This is a genomic window from Pseudobacteroides cellulosolvens ATCC 35603 = DSM 2933 (assembly GCF_001262605.1).
Lineage (GTDB): Bacteria > Bacillota > Clostridia > Acetivibrionales > DSM-2933 > Pseudobacteroides > Pseudobacteroides cellulosolvens.
The window spans coordinates 5,698,314-5,713,099 of record NZ_LGTC01000001.1 but is presented as its reverse complement, the minus strand read 5'-3'; the positions used below and the strand labels follow the sequence as shown (position 1 = coordinate 5,713,099).

Sequence of the window (14,786 nt, the reverse complement as noted above, 5' to 3'; positions counted from 1 at the left end):
TGAAATTTGGGGTTTTTATGAACCTGGCTAAATGGGAAAGATTTAAATTTTTTATATTATTAATATTGATATTTACAAGTGTAATACAAGTAGGAATCCTGTGGAGTTTTAAAAAATACGGGGCTCCTCATTATTTTTTTAGTGAGTTTTTCAATAAGAAGAACATAGCTGCACAAAGAGATTTGATTGAATTTAAGGAAAATTTGTTCTTGCCTTCCAGAGTTATTGTATCAAAAGATATTTATTCAAATAATTGGCTGGTTGACAAAGAGGATGAAGATTTTCCCAAGCTCTATGCAGATATGAAGCTTTATCTTGCAGATATTCTAACAAAGGGCGAAATTAAATACGATAGAGTAATACCGCTTAAGGAAGATACTACATTAAAATTTATGGCAGAACCCTCTATAACATTTGAATTTAGCACAAACATCAATTCAAGAATGCTTCCGTGGTTACTTGATTTTTCAGGTGTTAATATTGTAAACAAAGAGATATCCAGCATAAAAAAGGTAATTATAATTCCTAATCTTTTAAATGAGAAGGATTCATGCACTATTGAAATTATAGACGAGGCGAGCAAAAAAGTATTTGAATACAATCGGGGATTTAAGGATAGAACTGGCATGGGAAAAGATTGGTATCGTCGAATGATGGATGATTTAGGCACGCATTCGCCTGATTCAAGTTACAGTCTTTTGACAGGCAAAATAAGCGGCATTAACAGCAATAGTGGGATTACAATTCCAAAGGATATGCTTTTTTTGGTTCCCCAGATGGGTGAGTTCAGTTTATTTAGAAACTACACATGTGCTTCGCCGGGTGAATTTATAGTTAAAGATGAAAATACCAGCCTTTCTGATAAGCAGAAAAAGTTGGCTGAAAAGATTTTAGGAAATGATGCAGAAAGCTTTTTGTCATCTGTTGATTTAAATGGTACAGCTACAATGGCCACATTTAAGAATGTAGGTAACACTTATAAGGTGCACAGCAATGGACTTTTGGAATATCACTACCTCCAGGCTGAGGAAAATGACAACAAGGGTAAGCTTGAGGATGCTTTCGAGAAGATTACCGAGTTTATAGGATCAAAGCTACACCTGATTGTTAAGCCTAAGAATGATGACAAAAATAATGAGTTTTCTGATATTGAAATATATCTATCAAGCTTTGAAGAGAAAAATGACAAGTATAAATTTACATTTGATTACCGGTTGAATAACGTACCTGTATTCTTCAATTTTGCAATAAATGATAAGGGTAAAAGAATATTAAATAGTGCAATAGAAATTGAAGCTACCGGTAAAAGGGTATTAAACTGCTATTGGATAATAAAAGAGTTTACTCCAATAGGAGATAAGACATATAATTTGGTATTTACCGATGTAATGGATAACTTATCCAAGACTAGACCTGATATTAAATCCATAAAAAATATTTATTCATGTTATGAGGTTCGCTCGGAGGAAGGGACAAAGGTGCTTGAGCCATTATGGCTGATAGAACCTGATAAAGAAAAGTCATTACCTGTAAAAGTAGAGTCATTTACAGAAAAGATGAACCCAAAATAAAGGAGGCCGTATGGATTGGTCAAAAGCAAAAAATATTTTGCTTGTACTTTTTATAGTTCTAAACTGTATACTGCTTTATAATAATTATGTATCCTTTTCTGGTGGAGGAAGTATTCTTTCTGATGAAATGAGCTCTAATACCTTAGCTGTTTTGACAAGCAGGGGAATTAGTTTGAATTGTGAAATACCACACTCTGCAAAAGCTGCTACAGTAATCTATGGGCCGTATTTTGAAGACAGGCAGAAAATTTCCGATGTTCTGTTAGGCCCTAATGAAAGAGACAATATGGAGGATGGTAAGGAAATCAGGGAGGGTACAAAACATCTGAAGTTCGATAATAACTACTTTTATTTTAAAGATAAAAGTCCCGGCAAAGAAAAGAAGATCGATGGGATGGAACAGGCGAAGCAGCTTTTGGAAGACGTCTTTGACAAAATGGGCGTCCCCTACAAGGACTTTAAATTGGACAGAGAAAATGAGCTGGAAGGTAACATATATAGGATTGAATACAAGCAGGTATATGAGGATTACATATTTTACAATAATTACATAAAAGCTGAAATTGGAGCAACGGGTATTTTGAGCTTAGAGTTTAAATACAAGAATGTTAGAGGCGTTAAAATGAATGTTAAGCAAAAAACTATTGATGCATACCAGGTGTTGCTTAAGATGACAGATGTTAAGAATGTTAATATTAATGATATAGACATAGGCTATGGCAACTACTCAGATGGTGGAATAGGTTTTACTGATGTGCTTTCGTGGCGTGTTAAGCTTAGTGACGAAAGTGAGAAGTTTTATAGTGCATTTACAGGTCAAAAGTTGAAGCCAGATTGAAGATAATATTTCCCTGTTAAAGGATGGGGGATCAAGTGGATAGATATAACTGCACAAAATTTTATATTTTGTTTTGTAAAATATTTTTATAAGTGCTATAATTGAAACGTGTTGTTTAGTACAATATTAAACGAAGTGAGTTGTTTTTAAAACTTGGGTATAAGTGGATGCATACCGGGCTGTGCTATAAAAGCTGCAGCTGTATGTGTAAAAAATATATAGATTATAAAGTGCATAGTTTAGTAAATCAATTTTACCGGGTAATTTTAATTTTGTTTATTGAAAGTTGAGGGATGGTTTTGGATAAGTTCGTTATTCGAAGTCAAAGGGCATTAAATGGAGAGGTTAACATAAGCGGTGCCAAAAACGCTGCAGTAGCTATTATTCCAGCAGCATTGCTGGTGGATGGCCCTTGTAAAATAGAAAATATACCTGATATCAGTGATGTCAGAGTTTTAATTGATATTATTTCAAAGCTTGGTGCAGAAGTTAAATTTGATGATGAGAATTCTATAAGCGTGAATACACAGTATTTGAGTTGTTATTCGGCACCATATGAAATGGTAAAAAGTATTAGAGCATCATATTATCTAATTGGGGCTCTTTTAGGAAGGTTTAAAAAGGCGGAAGTTGCACTGCCGGGAGGTTGTGATTTCGGATTTAGGCCTATAGACCAACATATAAAAGGTTTTGAAGCTTTAGGTGCTAATGTTGTTATAGAGCATGGTATCGTAAAGGTTTACGCAGATAAGCTGGTAGGAGCACAGATATATCTTGACGTAGTAAGCCTTGGAGCTACAATTAACCTTATGCTTGCAGCAGTTAAGGCTGAAGGCACCACTATAATAGAAAACGCAGCGAAAGAGCCTTATGTTGTAGACGTTGCAAACTTTTTAAATGCCATGGGAGCAAATGTTAAAGGTGCAGGAACAGATGTAATAAAGATAAAGGGAGTAGAAGTTTTAAGCGGCGGACTGACTCATTCAATCATACCTGATATGATTGAAGCAGGAACCTTTATGGTTGCAGGTGCAGCCACTAAAGGTGATGTTGTTGTTAAAAACATAATACCAAAGCATGTTGAATCTCTTACTGCCAAACTAATAGAAATGAATGTAAAAGTCATTGAGGGTGAGGATTGGATAAGGGTTCAGGGCACTGATCATATAACTAAAGCCAACATAAAGACATTGCCATATCCAGGCTTCCCTACAGATTTGCATCCTTTAGCCACTATTCTTTTGTGTCTGGCAGATGGTACCAGCACAGTTACCGAAGGGGTTTGGGATTCTCGTTTTCAGTATGTGGATGAACTTAAAAGAATGGGGGCAAAAATAAAGGTTGAAGGAAGGATGGCACTTGTTGAAGGGCCGGAATCCTTGACAGGAGCACCAGTTAAAGCAACTGATTTAAGAGGCGGAGCGGCAATGGTAATAGCTGCACTTACTGCGCAAGGTGTTACGGAAGTACATAACATAAGACTTATCGATAGAGGTTATGAGAAATTTGATATAAAGCTTAGAAGCTTGGGTGCTGATATAATTAGGGTAAGTGAACCTGAATAAGGCATGAATGAAAAATTACTTCCGCTTTCTACGCGGCTGGTCGTTTAGCTTCGCTAAACTGCTTGCCATGCATCCTGGGTGTTGACGAGTTAAGTCAACACAAGAGCGAAATCTATAGCGGAAGTTATTTTTGGGTCATGCCTAAGAGTAATAGTGATGCGAGGAGTTTACAAATGATAAGATTCTGCAGCTTATTTAGCGGCAGTAGTGGCAACTGCTTATTTGTTGGTACAGATAGGACAAAAATATTAATAGATGCAGGCATTAGCGGAAAAAGAATAATTGAAGCACTTTGTTCCATTGGGGAAAACCCTTCGGATATAAGTGCTGTTTTAATTTCTCATGAACACTCCGACCATATAAGAAGTGCAGGAATTATATCCAGAAAGCTTGATGTGCCTATATATGCCAATGTAAGCACGTGGGGTTCAATGGAGCACAGTATAGGTCCTGTAAAGGTTGAGAATAAAAGATTTTTCAATACAGGTGAGGAGCTTGTAATAGGGGACATATGTGTAAATACCTTCAGTATCCCTCATGATGCCTCTGATCCTGTTGGGTTTAACTTTACGGCGGACAATAGAAAAATTACTACTGCAACAGATATAGGACATATAAACAAAAAGCTTTTAGAGCACTTTGATTCAAGCGATCTCATACTCTTAGAATCAAACCATGATGTGGAGATGCTCAAAGTAGGCCCATATCCTTGGAGCCTTAAGAAACGAATATTAGGGGATAACGGCCATTTATCCAACGAAATGGCAGGCAAAGTTATAGCCTATATGGCAAAGAAGGGCACCAAAAAATTTCTCCTTGGGCATCTTAGCAGGGAAAACAATTTTCCGGAGCTTGCATACCAGACGGTATACAATGTTCTGAGTGAAAATCAAATATGCCCGGGTGAGGATATTGAGCTGAGTGTAGCGTTAAGAGACCGGGTGGGAAAGGTAATAGAGCTGTGAAAATAAGCATTATTGCAGTGGGCAGGCTTAAGGAAAAATACCTCAAGGAAGGTATCGCAGAATACAGTAAAAGGCTTTCAAGGTTTTGTGATCTGGAAATAATTGAGGTTGAGGATGAACAAGCACCTGACAACATAAGCCCTGCCCAGGAAGTACAAATTAAAAAAAAGGAAGCAGAAAAAATTAAAAAGAGAATAAAAGAAGGTTCATTTGTCGTAGTTCTTGACTTGAATGGAGAAAAGCCGGATTCAGTTCGCTTTGCCAAAAAGTTGGAAGCTTTTTTTATTTCAGGCGTATCTACAATGTCGTTTATTATTGGCGGATCATTAGGCCTGGATGATGAGCTTGTAAAGACTGCTAACTACAGGCTATGCCTGTCGGAGCTCACATTTCCCCACCAACTGGCAAGGCTGATATTGTTAGAGCAGTTATTCAGGTGTTTTAAGATTATAAAAGGTGAGACGTATCACAAATAGAATAAGGCAGTAATATTAACATGTGAACATTATTAAGCAAGAATAATAAATTCGTAGGTATTAATTTAAATAAAAATGTAAAAACCTTTTGACATTGTTGGGTTGATTTGGTAATATTATAGTGTAATGAATGTAAAAACTATTTGACATTTTTGAAAAGAGGTAATGTAAATGAAGATTGTTAAAGAACTCGATGAAATGGAGCAATATATTGCTTTAAAAAGTCTTAAGATAGCATATTGGTTTACTGTTGCTTTTTTGGCAGTATGGACTATTGTCGACATAGCAATAAAGAAGAATGCTTATAGTATTCCCTTAGTTTTACTGGCTCTTCAGAATATAATCCTTGTATTTTTTGACAAATATTTTAAAAGAAAATTAGGCGAATGAACATGAGAAATAAAGTTAAAGTGTATAGAAAAGCAGCAAATTTAACACAAGAAGAATTAGCCCTAAAACTTTCTGTAACTAGACAAACAATCAATGCTATTGAAAATAATAAATATAACCCTACACTTGAATTGGCAATTAAAATGGCAAGGTTTTTATGTGTTCCTGTTGAAGAGTTATTTGTATTAGAGTAAATCAGCATATATACAATTGATACAAAGGTTTATAGAGTAAGTAATTTATTGATCATGGCTAAATCACAAAGTTCAACTACTTTTTGCAAATTATCATAAAGTCATTTTTGAGATAGCCTTCTATAACTTGTATATCACTTAGATCGCATTTAAAATGCTTAATTGTTTCCACAATCTCTTCTGGAGAAAAATAAAAATACCTATCATCCTTATCGGGTGATTTATGATGAAGAAGGTTAAATGCAACTACACTGCGAGCTAAATAGAACAACCTTTTCAATGCAATTTCCACGAACTCATTATTATTTCCTAAATTAAGGTTAAAAATTCCTGAGGTATAGACAATATCAAAGTCATGTGGAGAAAAGGTATTGTCATTGAATATATCAAGGCACAAAAACCTAAACGTGGGGTTTCTTTTTTTAGCATAGTCTATCATTTTTTGCGAAATGTCTACGCCAGTGTAGTCAAAAGAGACACCTTTTTCACTTAAGTATTCAATTAGATTGCCCAATCCACAGCCCACATCCAGAAGCTTTTTATTTTCAATTTCAATATTTTTTCCAAACATCTCAAATCTCATATATTGAGCTTCTCTGCTTTCCCAGCCTAGAACCTTAAAGTCTGGCAAGCCTTTTCCCAAGTTAGGCTCATAATACTGCTTGATCATCTCTATTTTGCTCATATTTTCCTTAGTACCCTTTCTGTTTGTTTTGCAATAAGCATTTTACATTTTCAATTATTGTAAAAAATTTTCCTTAATTCATATGTTGCGAAAAAATCATTTTTATCAATAATTATTTTACACCAACAAATAGTATTTTAAATGGTTTTATTTAGTTTAGTTTTTTAGGGATTTACAAGCAGAAAAAATAGTTTGTAATTGCAATAATATTCTGATTTGGTGGAATAAATATAATAATACGATTATAATAATTTTAATCAAACAGGATGTGATGGATAATGGCTAGTAGCAATAAAAAGGCAACATTTGCAGGGGGATGTTTCTGGTGTATGGTTCAACCATTTGAAAGCTTACGGGGTATTAATCAGGTTAGAACAGGCTATACAGGAGGAGAATCTGAAAATCCTTCCTATAAAAGCGTTTGTAGAGGAGATACAGGCCATTATGAAGCTGTCCAAGTAGAGTATAATCCAAGTGTGATAAGTTATGAGGAACTTTTAGAAGTCTTTTGGAAGCAAATCGATCCTTTGGATGAAGGCGGACAATTTTATGACAGAGGCCCTCAATACAGAACAGCGATCTTTTATCATGATGATGAGCAGAAAAGAGCTGCTGAAGAGTCAAAGAACATGCTTAATAAAATGGGTGTTTTTTCAGAGCCAATAGCAACGGATATAATAAAATTTCAAAAATTTTATGAAGCAGAAGAATACCATCAGGCTTATCATAAGAAGAACCCTGAGCAATACAAAGGTTATAAACTGGCATCTGGGCGTGATGCTGCTGTTAAGAAGCTATGGGGAAATATTGGGTTTATTTCGGGAGCAGGATCTAAAAAATCCTTTGATGACATAAAGAGGAAGTTAACACCGATGCAATATAAAGTAACGCAGGAAAATGGAACAGAACCTCCATTTGAGAATGAGTACTATAACAATTTCCATGATGGGATTTATGTGGATATTGTCTCAGGAGAACCTCTTTTTAGTTCAAGGGACAAGTTTGATTCTGGCTGTGGTTGGCCAAGCTTTACAAAGCCCATATCGGATGAAAGAATAACTAAAAATATAGATACGAGCCATTTTATGATCAGAACCGAGGTGAGGAGCAAGGATGGGGACTCTCATTTAGGCCATGTTTTTAACGATGGTCCTGCCAACTCAACTGGGCTCAGGTATTGCATTAACTCAGCTTCCCTTAGGTTTATTCCACTGGAAGAAATGGAAGATGCGGGTTATGGGGAGTACTTAAATCTATTTATTACCGATAAATCCTGACTATATCTAAACAACACTTTGTTGATTATATGCCTTACTAATGCTAAAATATTGTTTGAACAGCATAAATAAATTTATATAAATAGGGGGTAGCAAAAATGTTTGGAAGGATAGCATCCGAGGCATTAGGATTAAGTGACATTGGGAAAATAATAGATCCAAAAGATTATGATAAGGTAGAAGCGGATGATTATGTTTTTCATGAAGATGAGGAGAAAATATTCTTCTTAATTAAATCAAAGGCAGATGAGTATTGCTTTACAAATAGAGCATTGATTCATGTTGATGGTAAAAATGCAATTAGTAAAAAAAGAATGCTTAGAAGATATGAATACTTTTTGTATCCCATTAGAAATGTATTTCTGGAAACGGCCGGTACTGTAGATTTGGACGTGGAAATTAAATTTACAATGGGAGAGGTGCAATTTTCCATTGATGTAGATAAAAAGCAAGTTGAGAAGTTGAAGGACTTATATAAAGCATTATTTCAAATTTCTATTATTACATATGAAAACAAAATAGGATTGGATTATTCAGCAGAAAGCATAAAATTAGCCGTATCTGCATTTAGTGGACTTAGAGCTGAGTCTAAAGATGTTGTACAAAATTTCAAGGACATTACTGATTACTCATTTGAGTGGTTAGTAACCAACAGAAATAAGTATGTAGTGGAAGACTTTAGTGATGTATTTTTAAAATATATTAATAATTAAGTCCAATACGGGAAATAAACTTTAACGAAATGTTAAGACGAAAAAGCTTCAGGGGTTCTGCTTTTAAGTAATGATTAAAGGATTACTAATACAGTAGAAATTTCTGAAGTTTTTGTATGTCTGGGAAATTATGATAATGCGTTTATCAAATATTGCCGATAAATAGGAAAATGTGTTTTTTATATTAGATTATATGCACGGAGGTGTGTTATGGATAAATATAATATCAGAATTGCTGAATGTAAGCCAGGTATGGTCATTGCCAAAGATGTCTATAACGATAAAGGTGCAATTTTTATGAAGCAAGGCACTGTTCTTACTGATTTTATAATAGACAAGCTGGTTATAAACAGCATTGAAATGCTGTGGGTAACCAGGGAACAGGCTGAAGAAGATGAATCACCCAATGACTCACCCTCTGTGAAGGAAACAAAAAAGGAGTATGTAAAAAGAATTGAAAAAATAAAGACTCTATTCGAAAATGTTCTTTTAGATGATGCCATAGAGCAAAAAGTTACTGAAATTTCTGCATCCATAATAAATTCTGATAAAACAACAGGGGATCTTTTGAGGTGCATAAGAAGCTTAAAATCCATAGGGGATTACATGTATACCCATAGCTTAAACGTGGCAAGTGTTTGTTGTCTCATTGGAAACTGGATGAAGCTTGGGGCCAAAGAGGTTGAAGAAATCACTGTAGCCGGCCTGCTGCATGATATCGGTAAGGCGAAGGTCCCAAAGGAAATTCTTAATAAGAAAGCTGATTTGACTAATAATGATATCATTGAAATTAAAAAGCATACTCAATATGGATATGAAATATTGAAGGATAAGACGGGTTTTTCGGAAGAATTATGTAAGGGTGTACTTATGCATCATGAGAGAGAAGATGGCAGCGGATACCCTAATGGAGTAAAAGGTGATAAAATAAACCTCATAGCCAAAATTATTTCTGTAGCTGATTTGTACAGTATAATAACTTTGGACAGGGTGTATAAAAGAACGGATACCCCCTTCAGTGTTTTTGAAATATTTGAGTCCTCTGCATCACAAAAGTTTGATACTCTGACTGTTTTTACCCTTATATCCAATGTAGCCATGTATTTTATAGGTGATAATGTTAGACTAAGTAATGGCATGGAAGGACAGATATTTTATATTGATAATGAATTTGTTTCAAGACCTTTAATAAAGCTAAAAGATGGAAACACTTTCGATCTCAGGTCTAATAGGAATGTAAAAATTGTGGAAATTTTATAAAGGAGATTAAAAACACAAGAAACCTTCACGGGCTGCAAAGCATAAAGTGAAGGTTTCTTAATGTCTAGTAAAATTTAGTATTATAGTCACTTTGGGAATATGTGTCAATTATTCGCGGGAACAATGGCTCTTTCAAGGATCTCGTAATTATCCACCCAAAGCGTTAAATAGGGGTTTGGAGCACCCTTTTCCTTTAAGATGACCATAAATGGTCCGTCAAATATAAGCTTCTTTGAATAATCGGGCTTTGGCCCTGAACCTGCAAGTATTATAATTCCGTAGGACGATAGTATGGAACCCTTTCTATTTAGCACAAATTTTGTATTTTGTAGTGCAGTATCAATGTTATACTGTTCAAAACCTGGGTTTGAAATTTGACCTTTAAGGTCATTATATGAATGGGTGATATTAAAGTTAATATTAGGAACGAATAGTTTGTCTTTAAATTCGAATTGTTCAGGCGAATTGCCGTCAATTCTTTTCATAACTGAAGTATATGTTTTATAAAGGTTTTCGTCTGGTGCAACTTTGGCCAGGATAATCTCTTCAGTTTTGTCTTCAGGTATAAGCTTTACAATAAAATCATCATCACTTTTGTAATCGTATATTTGCACCTGTTTGGATAGATCATCAGTGTTCTCGGAATTTTGTTCTATCCCAAATCCTTTTACCAGGGAATATTCACTACCTGTAGAAAAACCCATAGAATCAAAATTGTCAAATTCTTTTGCAAAATTCGAATTTTTGCTTAGGTATGAGTATGCTATTATTGAATCAGCAGCAATTTTATTGTTCAGCTGAGGTGCGGATTCACCAAACTTTTCCTTCAGTGATGTATTGATATTATCAATTGTCTTCTGACCATATCCTGCCATTGATAAATAGCTTTTAGGATTCAGAGAATTTTCCATTGGAAAGCCTTTATTAAGTATATCTGCTATAGGAGGATTTGCGGACAGTTTCACATCTCCACCGATTATACCCTTCAACCCGTCCCATGCCATCTGGAATGTTGGGCAGTATATGATATTCTTTCCTACAACAATCTTCTCCTCTGAATTCGTGCTGATAGTTGTCTTGCTTAGTAACGCGGAATCTATTCCGGTATTATCTGATGGTGTTGGGGTTGATGGAGGTGTTGGAGTCGTAGGTGGTGGAGGCATTCCCAATATATCAATATAATATTTTTCCGAATCATCCCTGCATGTAAAAGTAATAGATGTTTTACCGGGACGTAAGGCCTCAAATGTCCAAGTGGTTTTACCGAATCCATCAGGGTATGGGGCTGGTGAACTGGTTTTGGATACGAATTTTATCATTTCTTCGCTTTCAATGGAATACTTATAGGTTATACCTGCGAAACCGCCTTCAGGCATGGAAATATTAAATATTTGATCAATATTTGCATATGTATTGTGGATGTTGTATACCGCAGGTCTTTTATAGGAGTCGCCGGTGGTGTTGAAGTTTTTTGCTACACAAACAACATCAGCAACATTAATTACTGCATCCGTATTGAAGTCTGCTGCTGGGTTAAAATCCTTATCTGCTGTAGTTTTGTTGAATAGCTTTGCAATCAAAATTGCATCGGACATATTTATTGCATTATCATTATTGGCATCACCGCTCAACATTACTAACGGAACTTTTGCCGAACCAAGCTCAATATTATTACGTACAAGGTTTAGAGGAATTTTTCTTGTAAGATAACCAGGTTTGCTTATTATTGCTGTATGTACATCAGATGGTGTATCAAACATTGAGACATCAAGTGAGAAATAACCATTTATATTGGTATATGCTGATCCAAAGCGATTCTCAACTTCTACTTTGAAGCCTGAGTAGTCTTTAATTCCGTTTGTATCGGAGCCTGCAAAGCCTGAAAGGTTTCTTGTAATCATTTGGGTAGGAGATACTACCGGGGTTGGCGTTGATGTTGGTGAGGGAATGTTTGTTTGCGTTGGTCTTGGAGTAGGCTGATGAAGCTGTGATTTATCAAGAAGACCATAGTTTTTTACTGTATAAGTGTTTACATATTTACCGGTACCCTTCATAGGCTTTGTTTCAACTACATTTGTCCAGGTTTCGCCAACCTTTACGGTTCTCCAATCGCTGTTATAGAAAATATGTATTGTATAGTCTGCATCTACGTAAAATTCATTTTCCTTAAAGGTTGTACTGTATGGAGTAAGTCCTGTTCCGGCGCCGCTTCCAGCTGTTCCGCTCAGACTCATTCCGCCGCCGATTACCAATTTGGTAGTATCATTAAAGCCATTCACATTGAACCAAGATGATAAGGTATTGGTATTGGAATTATAGCTGTAGGTTGGGAAATCAATATACATATATCCGTCAACTTCTCCAATACCGTTACGGTTTGTATGGGTATCAATGAATAAAAACTTGCCAGGATCAATTGTAACTGACTCTGGTGCTGCTGGTGGTGTATAAGCAGATGCAAAAAGTGCCGATGAATAAACAAATACTAGAGTCATTGCAAACAGCAGTACTAATTTAGTATTATTGGCTGCATTTCTCATAAAATCCCTCCTATAAAAGATATTTTAATATATAAATTGTATAACAAAGGGAAGATGGCGTCAATTATGTTTTACAAACAAACATTGTATTACGACTTTTTGTCATTATAGCAAAGTAACCAGTTGTTGCTTTTTACTTTTTTGACATTAAACAACAAAATTTTACTTTTAAACTATAAAAAGATAGAATATAATTTAATTGTAATAATTTATGAGGAGGGATTTATAAGTGAAAAAATTTTTATCGTATTTTGTAGTTGGGGTTTTGATATTAACTTTAGCTGGAGGAAGTGCATTTTCAGCTGAATCAAACAGCAGTAATGCTTCAAAGTATTCACATGGAAACTATTTTCCTATTGCAAGTCCATTAGATGTAATAAAGGAGCTTCGTGATCAAATTGCCAAGTTACCGGATAATGCATTTATTGATGTCAAAAAAACGAAACATAGCAAAAGCCATTTGGATAAAAAGCTTGAAGATATCATTAAAAAGCTAAAAGATGGAAATTATGAATCTGCAAGAAAGTATTTAAGTGAAAACTTCAAAAAAGATATGGAAAAATCGATTGTATTGCAAGAACATGCACTTCTTTTGGCTAAAATAGATACTATTTTAGTATCTATTGAACATGCATGTGAAACTACTGTTAAGATAAGCTCGGGAAAAGTTGCAGGTCTTAGTTTAGAGCCTGACTGCTGGACCTGGGTTGGAATACCTTATGCAAAACCTCCTGTAGGTAAGCTCAGGTGGAAAGCTCCAAGAGAGCCTAAACCATGGAAAGGTATTCGCTTTTCCACATTTGATCTATCACGAAGTATCCAGAATGAGCAAACTTTATATTGGTCACCTACAGGTCAGGTTATTGGTTCAGAAGATTGCCTGTACCTGAATGTATGCAGACCTAAAACGAAAGAAAAAAATCTACCGGTATATTTCTGGATTCATGGGGGTGGCAATGTAACAGGAGGTGCTGAGGATTTTTTCTTTGCACAGTTTCTTGCCCAAAAATACAATGTGGTAGTTGTAGTTGTTGAGTATCGTTTAGGGGCAATGGGATGGCTTACCCATCCTGCACTGACCTCAAACGGAACAGTTGAAGATAAGTCAGGAAATTTTGGAACTCTCGATATTATTAAAGCACTTAAATGGGTACAGGGCAATATCCGCCAATTTGGCGGTAATCCCAAAAACGTCACAGTAGCGGGACAATCAGCAGGAGGAACAAATGTGTTGAGTCTTATGGTTTCACCTCTTGCTAAAGACCTTTTTCATAAGGCAGTCGTTGAAAGTTCAGGCCTTGTAAATATTTCTGTAGAAAAAGGAGTTGAAAAAACCAATAATATTATTGATAAGCTCCTGGTGGCAGATAATACTTGTGCTGATTTAGAATCAGCAGCTGCTCACCGTAAAATAATGACAAACAAAGAAATAGAAGCTTATTTAAGAAGCAAATCAGCAGTTGAGATAACAAAAGCATATCCAACTTCAGCAGAACCTATTATAGATGGGAACGTTATTACAGATACAGTTGCTTCTGCTTTTGAATCAGGAAATTATAATAAAGTTCCTATAATTATTGGAAGTAACGAGGATGAATACAAGCCTTTCCTACCCCTTATGATTGCTGATTTTCCTACATACACCGGGCATAAGTGGTCAGACATACAAAGTGTGCTTGGGGTAAATGGAAAATCCATGACATTAGAAGAGGTCATGCCTGCCGATAGCCAAGACAGACAATTTTTTGAATTATTAGCTAAATATCCGTCTATGAACTGGAAGGCTACAATGGTGGATTCTCTTGCTGGTAGTCTAAAAAAGCACCAGGATGATGTGTATTGTTATTATTTTAAATGGAAGGGAAAAGGAGCTAAAGTACCTTTTGACTTTTTAGTAGGTGCAGGGCATTCATTTGAACTACCCTTCTTCTTTGGTTGGGATAAGGATTTATGGAATATTTCTTACACAGAAGAAAATGAAAAAGGGAGAATTGCATTACAAGATGCCATAATGTCATATGTGTCATCATTTGCTTCTACAGGAAATCCTAATAAAGGAAACAGCAGCTTGCCTAATTGGGAGAAGTGGTCTAATATCCCCAATGAACCCAAAAGTATCATCTTTGATGCTGATTTAAATGAGAGCAAGATAAGTATGATGAATGAGGAGTTTAAAAAGGAAGATATAATGATGGAGGTAAACAATCTTACTGAATGGCAAAAGAATGTTATTTTCAATATTATATGGTTCTAAAGCAATATGATGTATAATTGGATAGAACTAACAAAATACATAATTAAGTAAGCCCTGA

At 35.4% G+C, this 14,786-nt stretch carries 13 protein-coding genes; 11 read left to right on the top strand and 2 right to left on the bottom strand.

What is annotated here, in order from left to right:
• Positions 1–17: 17 nt before the first annotated feature.
• The 7 genes from Bccel_RS23700 to Bccel_RS23670 all read left to right on the top strand — a co-directional run bounded on the left by Bccel_RS23700 (position 18) and on the right by Bccel_RS23670 (position 5,999).
• Positions 18–1,571 carry a hypothetical protein gene (locus Bccel_RS23700; RefSeq protein WP_036935205.1) on the top strand — a complete coding sequence of 518 codons (1,554 nt, stop codon included), beginning with the start codon at positions 18–20 and terminating at the stop codon, positions 1,569–1,571.
• A gap of 10 nt (positions 1,572–1,581) precedes the next feature.
• Entirely contained in the window at positions 1,582–2,409 is an 828-nt protein-coding gene (locus Bccel_RS23695; RefSeq protein ID WP_036935208.1) for a two-component system regulatory protein YycI, read from the top strand.
• A gap of 299 nt (positions 2,410–2,708) precedes the next feature.
• A complete protein-coding gene (locus Bccel_RS23690) occupies positions 2,709–3,974 on the top strand; it encodes a UDP-N-acetylglucosamine 1-carboxyvinyltransferase (protein ID WP_036935211.1) in 1,266 nt (421 codons plus the stop codon).
• Between the two features lie 173 nt (positions 3,975–4,147).
• Complete coding sequence (locus tag Bccel_RS23685) at positions 4,148–4,939, top strand: MBL fold metallo-hydrolase (protein WP_036935214.1); 792 nt, start codon at positions 4,148–4,150, stop codon at positions 4,937–4,939.
• Positions 4,936–5,415, top strand: a complete 480-nt coding sequence (rlmH, locus tag Bccel_RS23680; protein WP_036935216.1) for a 23S rRNA (pseudouridine(1915)-N(3))-methyltransferase RlmH — start codon at positions 4,936–4,938, stop codon at positions 5,413–5,415. The genes Bccel_RS23685 and rlmH overlap by 4 nt, the downstream gene beginning before the upstream one ends.
• A gap of 171 nt (positions 5,416–5,586) precedes the next feature.
• Positions 5,587–5,805 carry a hypothetical protein gene (locus tag Bccel_RS23675; RefSeq protein WP_036935219.1) on the top strand — a complete coding sequence of 73 codons (219 nt, stop codon included), beginning with the start codon at positions 5,587–5,589 and terminating at the stop codon, positions 5,803–5,805.
• Between the two features lie 2 nt (positions 5,806–5,807).
• Positions 5,808–5,999, top strand: a complete 192-nt coding sequence (locus tag Bccel_RS23670) for a helix-turn-helix transcriptional regulator (RefSeq protein ID WP_036935222.1) — start codon at positions 5,808–5,810, stop codon at positions 5,997–5,999.
• Positions 6,000–6,075: 76 nt separating this feature from the next.
• Here Bccel_RS23670 and Bccel_RS23665 read toward each other — a convergent pair whose 3' ends face one another.
• Complete coding sequence (locus Bccel_RS23665; protein ID WP_036935225.1) at positions 6,076–6,684, bottom strand: class I SAM-dependent methyltransferase; 609 nt, start codon at positions 6,682–6,684, stop codon at positions 6,076–6,078.
• Positions 6,685–6,962: 278 nt separating this feature from the next.
• Here Bccel_RS23665 and msrB point away from each other — a divergent pair, with 278 nt between their 5' ends.
• The 3 genes from msrB to Bccel_RS23650 all read left to right on the top strand — a co-directional run bounded on the left by msrB (position 6,963) and on the right by Bccel_RS23650 (position 9,934).
• A complete protein-coding gene (gene msrB, locus Bccel_RS23660; RefSeq protein ID WP_036935228.1) occupies positions 6,963–7,961 on the top strand; it encodes a peptide-methionine (R)-S-oxide reductase MsrB in 999 nt (332 codons plus the stop codon).
• A gap of 98 nt (positions 7,962–8,059) precedes the next feature.
• Positions 8,060–8,674: a PH domain-containing protein gene (locus Bccel_RS23655; RefSeq protein ID WP_036935230.1), complete on the top strand. Its 615-nt coding sequence runs from the start codon at positions 8,060–8,062 to the stop codon at positions 8,672–8,674.
• 210 nt (positions 8,675–8,884) lie between these two features.
• On the top strand, positions 8,885–9,934 hold the full coding sequence (locus tag Bccel_RS23650) for an HD-GYP domain-containing protein (RefSeq protein ID WP_036935233.1): 1,050 nt from the start codon (positions 8,885–8,887) through the stop codon (positions 9,932–9,934).
• Positions 9,935–10,038: 104 nt separating this feature from the next.
• Here the strand turns inward: Bccel_RS23650 and Bccel_RS23645 are convergent, their stop codons facing one another.
• Positions 10,039–12,474 (bottom strand): dockerin type I domain-containing protein, encoded by a 2,436-nt coding sequence (locus Bccel_RS23645; protein ID WP_036935236.1) that lies wholly within the window; start codon positions 12,472–12,474, stop codon positions 10,039–10,041.
• Positions 12,475–12,703: 229 nt separating this feature from the next.
• On the opposite strand from Bccel_RS23645, the gene Bccel_RS23640 reads away from it, so the two are divergent.
• Positions 12,704–14,728: a carboxylesterase/lipase family protein gene (locus tag Bccel_RS23640; RefSeq protein ID WP_036935240.1), complete on the top strand. Its 2,025-nt coding sequence runs from the start codon at positions 12,704–12,706 to the stop codon at positions 14,726–14,728.
• Positions 14,729–14,786 lie beyond the last annotated feature (58 nt).

Bases quoted from the DNA above. Each gene is read 5' to 3' on its own strand.
- Bccel_RS23665 (WP_036935225.1), bottom strand. From the start codon at position 6,684: ATGAGCAAAATAGAGATGATCAAGCAGTATTATGAGCCTAACTTGGGA.
- Bccel_RS23685 (WP_036935214.1), top strand. From the start codon at position 4,148: ATGATAAGATTCTGCAGCTTATTTAGCGGCAGTAGTGGCAACTGCTTA.
- Bccel_RS23670 (WP_036935222.1), top strand. From the start codon at position 5,808: ATGAGAAATAAAGTTAAAGTGTATAGAAAAGCAGCAAATTTAACACAA.
- Bccel_RS23675 (WP_036935219.1), top strand. From the start codon at position 5,587: ATGAAGATTGTTAAAGAACTCGATGAAATGGAGCAATATATTGCTTTA.
- Bccel_RS23645 (WP_036935236.1), bottom strand. From the start codon at position 12,474: ATGAGAAATGCAGCCAATAATACTAAATTAGTACTGCTGTTTGCAATG.
- Bccel_RS23695 (WP_036935208.1), top strand. From the start codon at position 1,582: ATGGATTGGTCAAAAGCAAAAAATATTTTGCTTGTACTTTTTATAGTT.
- Bccel_RS23650 (WP_036935233.1), top strand. From the start codon at position 8,885: ATGGATAAATATAATATCAGAATTGCTGAATGTAAGCCAGGTATGGTC.
- msrB (WP_036935228.1), top strand. From the start codon at position 6,963: ATGGCTAGTAGCAATAAAAAGGCAACATTTGCAGGGGGATGTTTCTGG.
- Bccel_RS23655 (WP_036935230.1), top strand. From the start codon at position 8,060: ATGTTTGGAAGGATAGCATCCGAGGCATTAGGATTAAGTGACATTGGG.
- Bccel_RS23700 (WP_036935205.1), top strand. From the start codon at position 18: ATGAACCTGGCTAAATGGGAAAGATTTAAATTTTTTATATTATTAATA.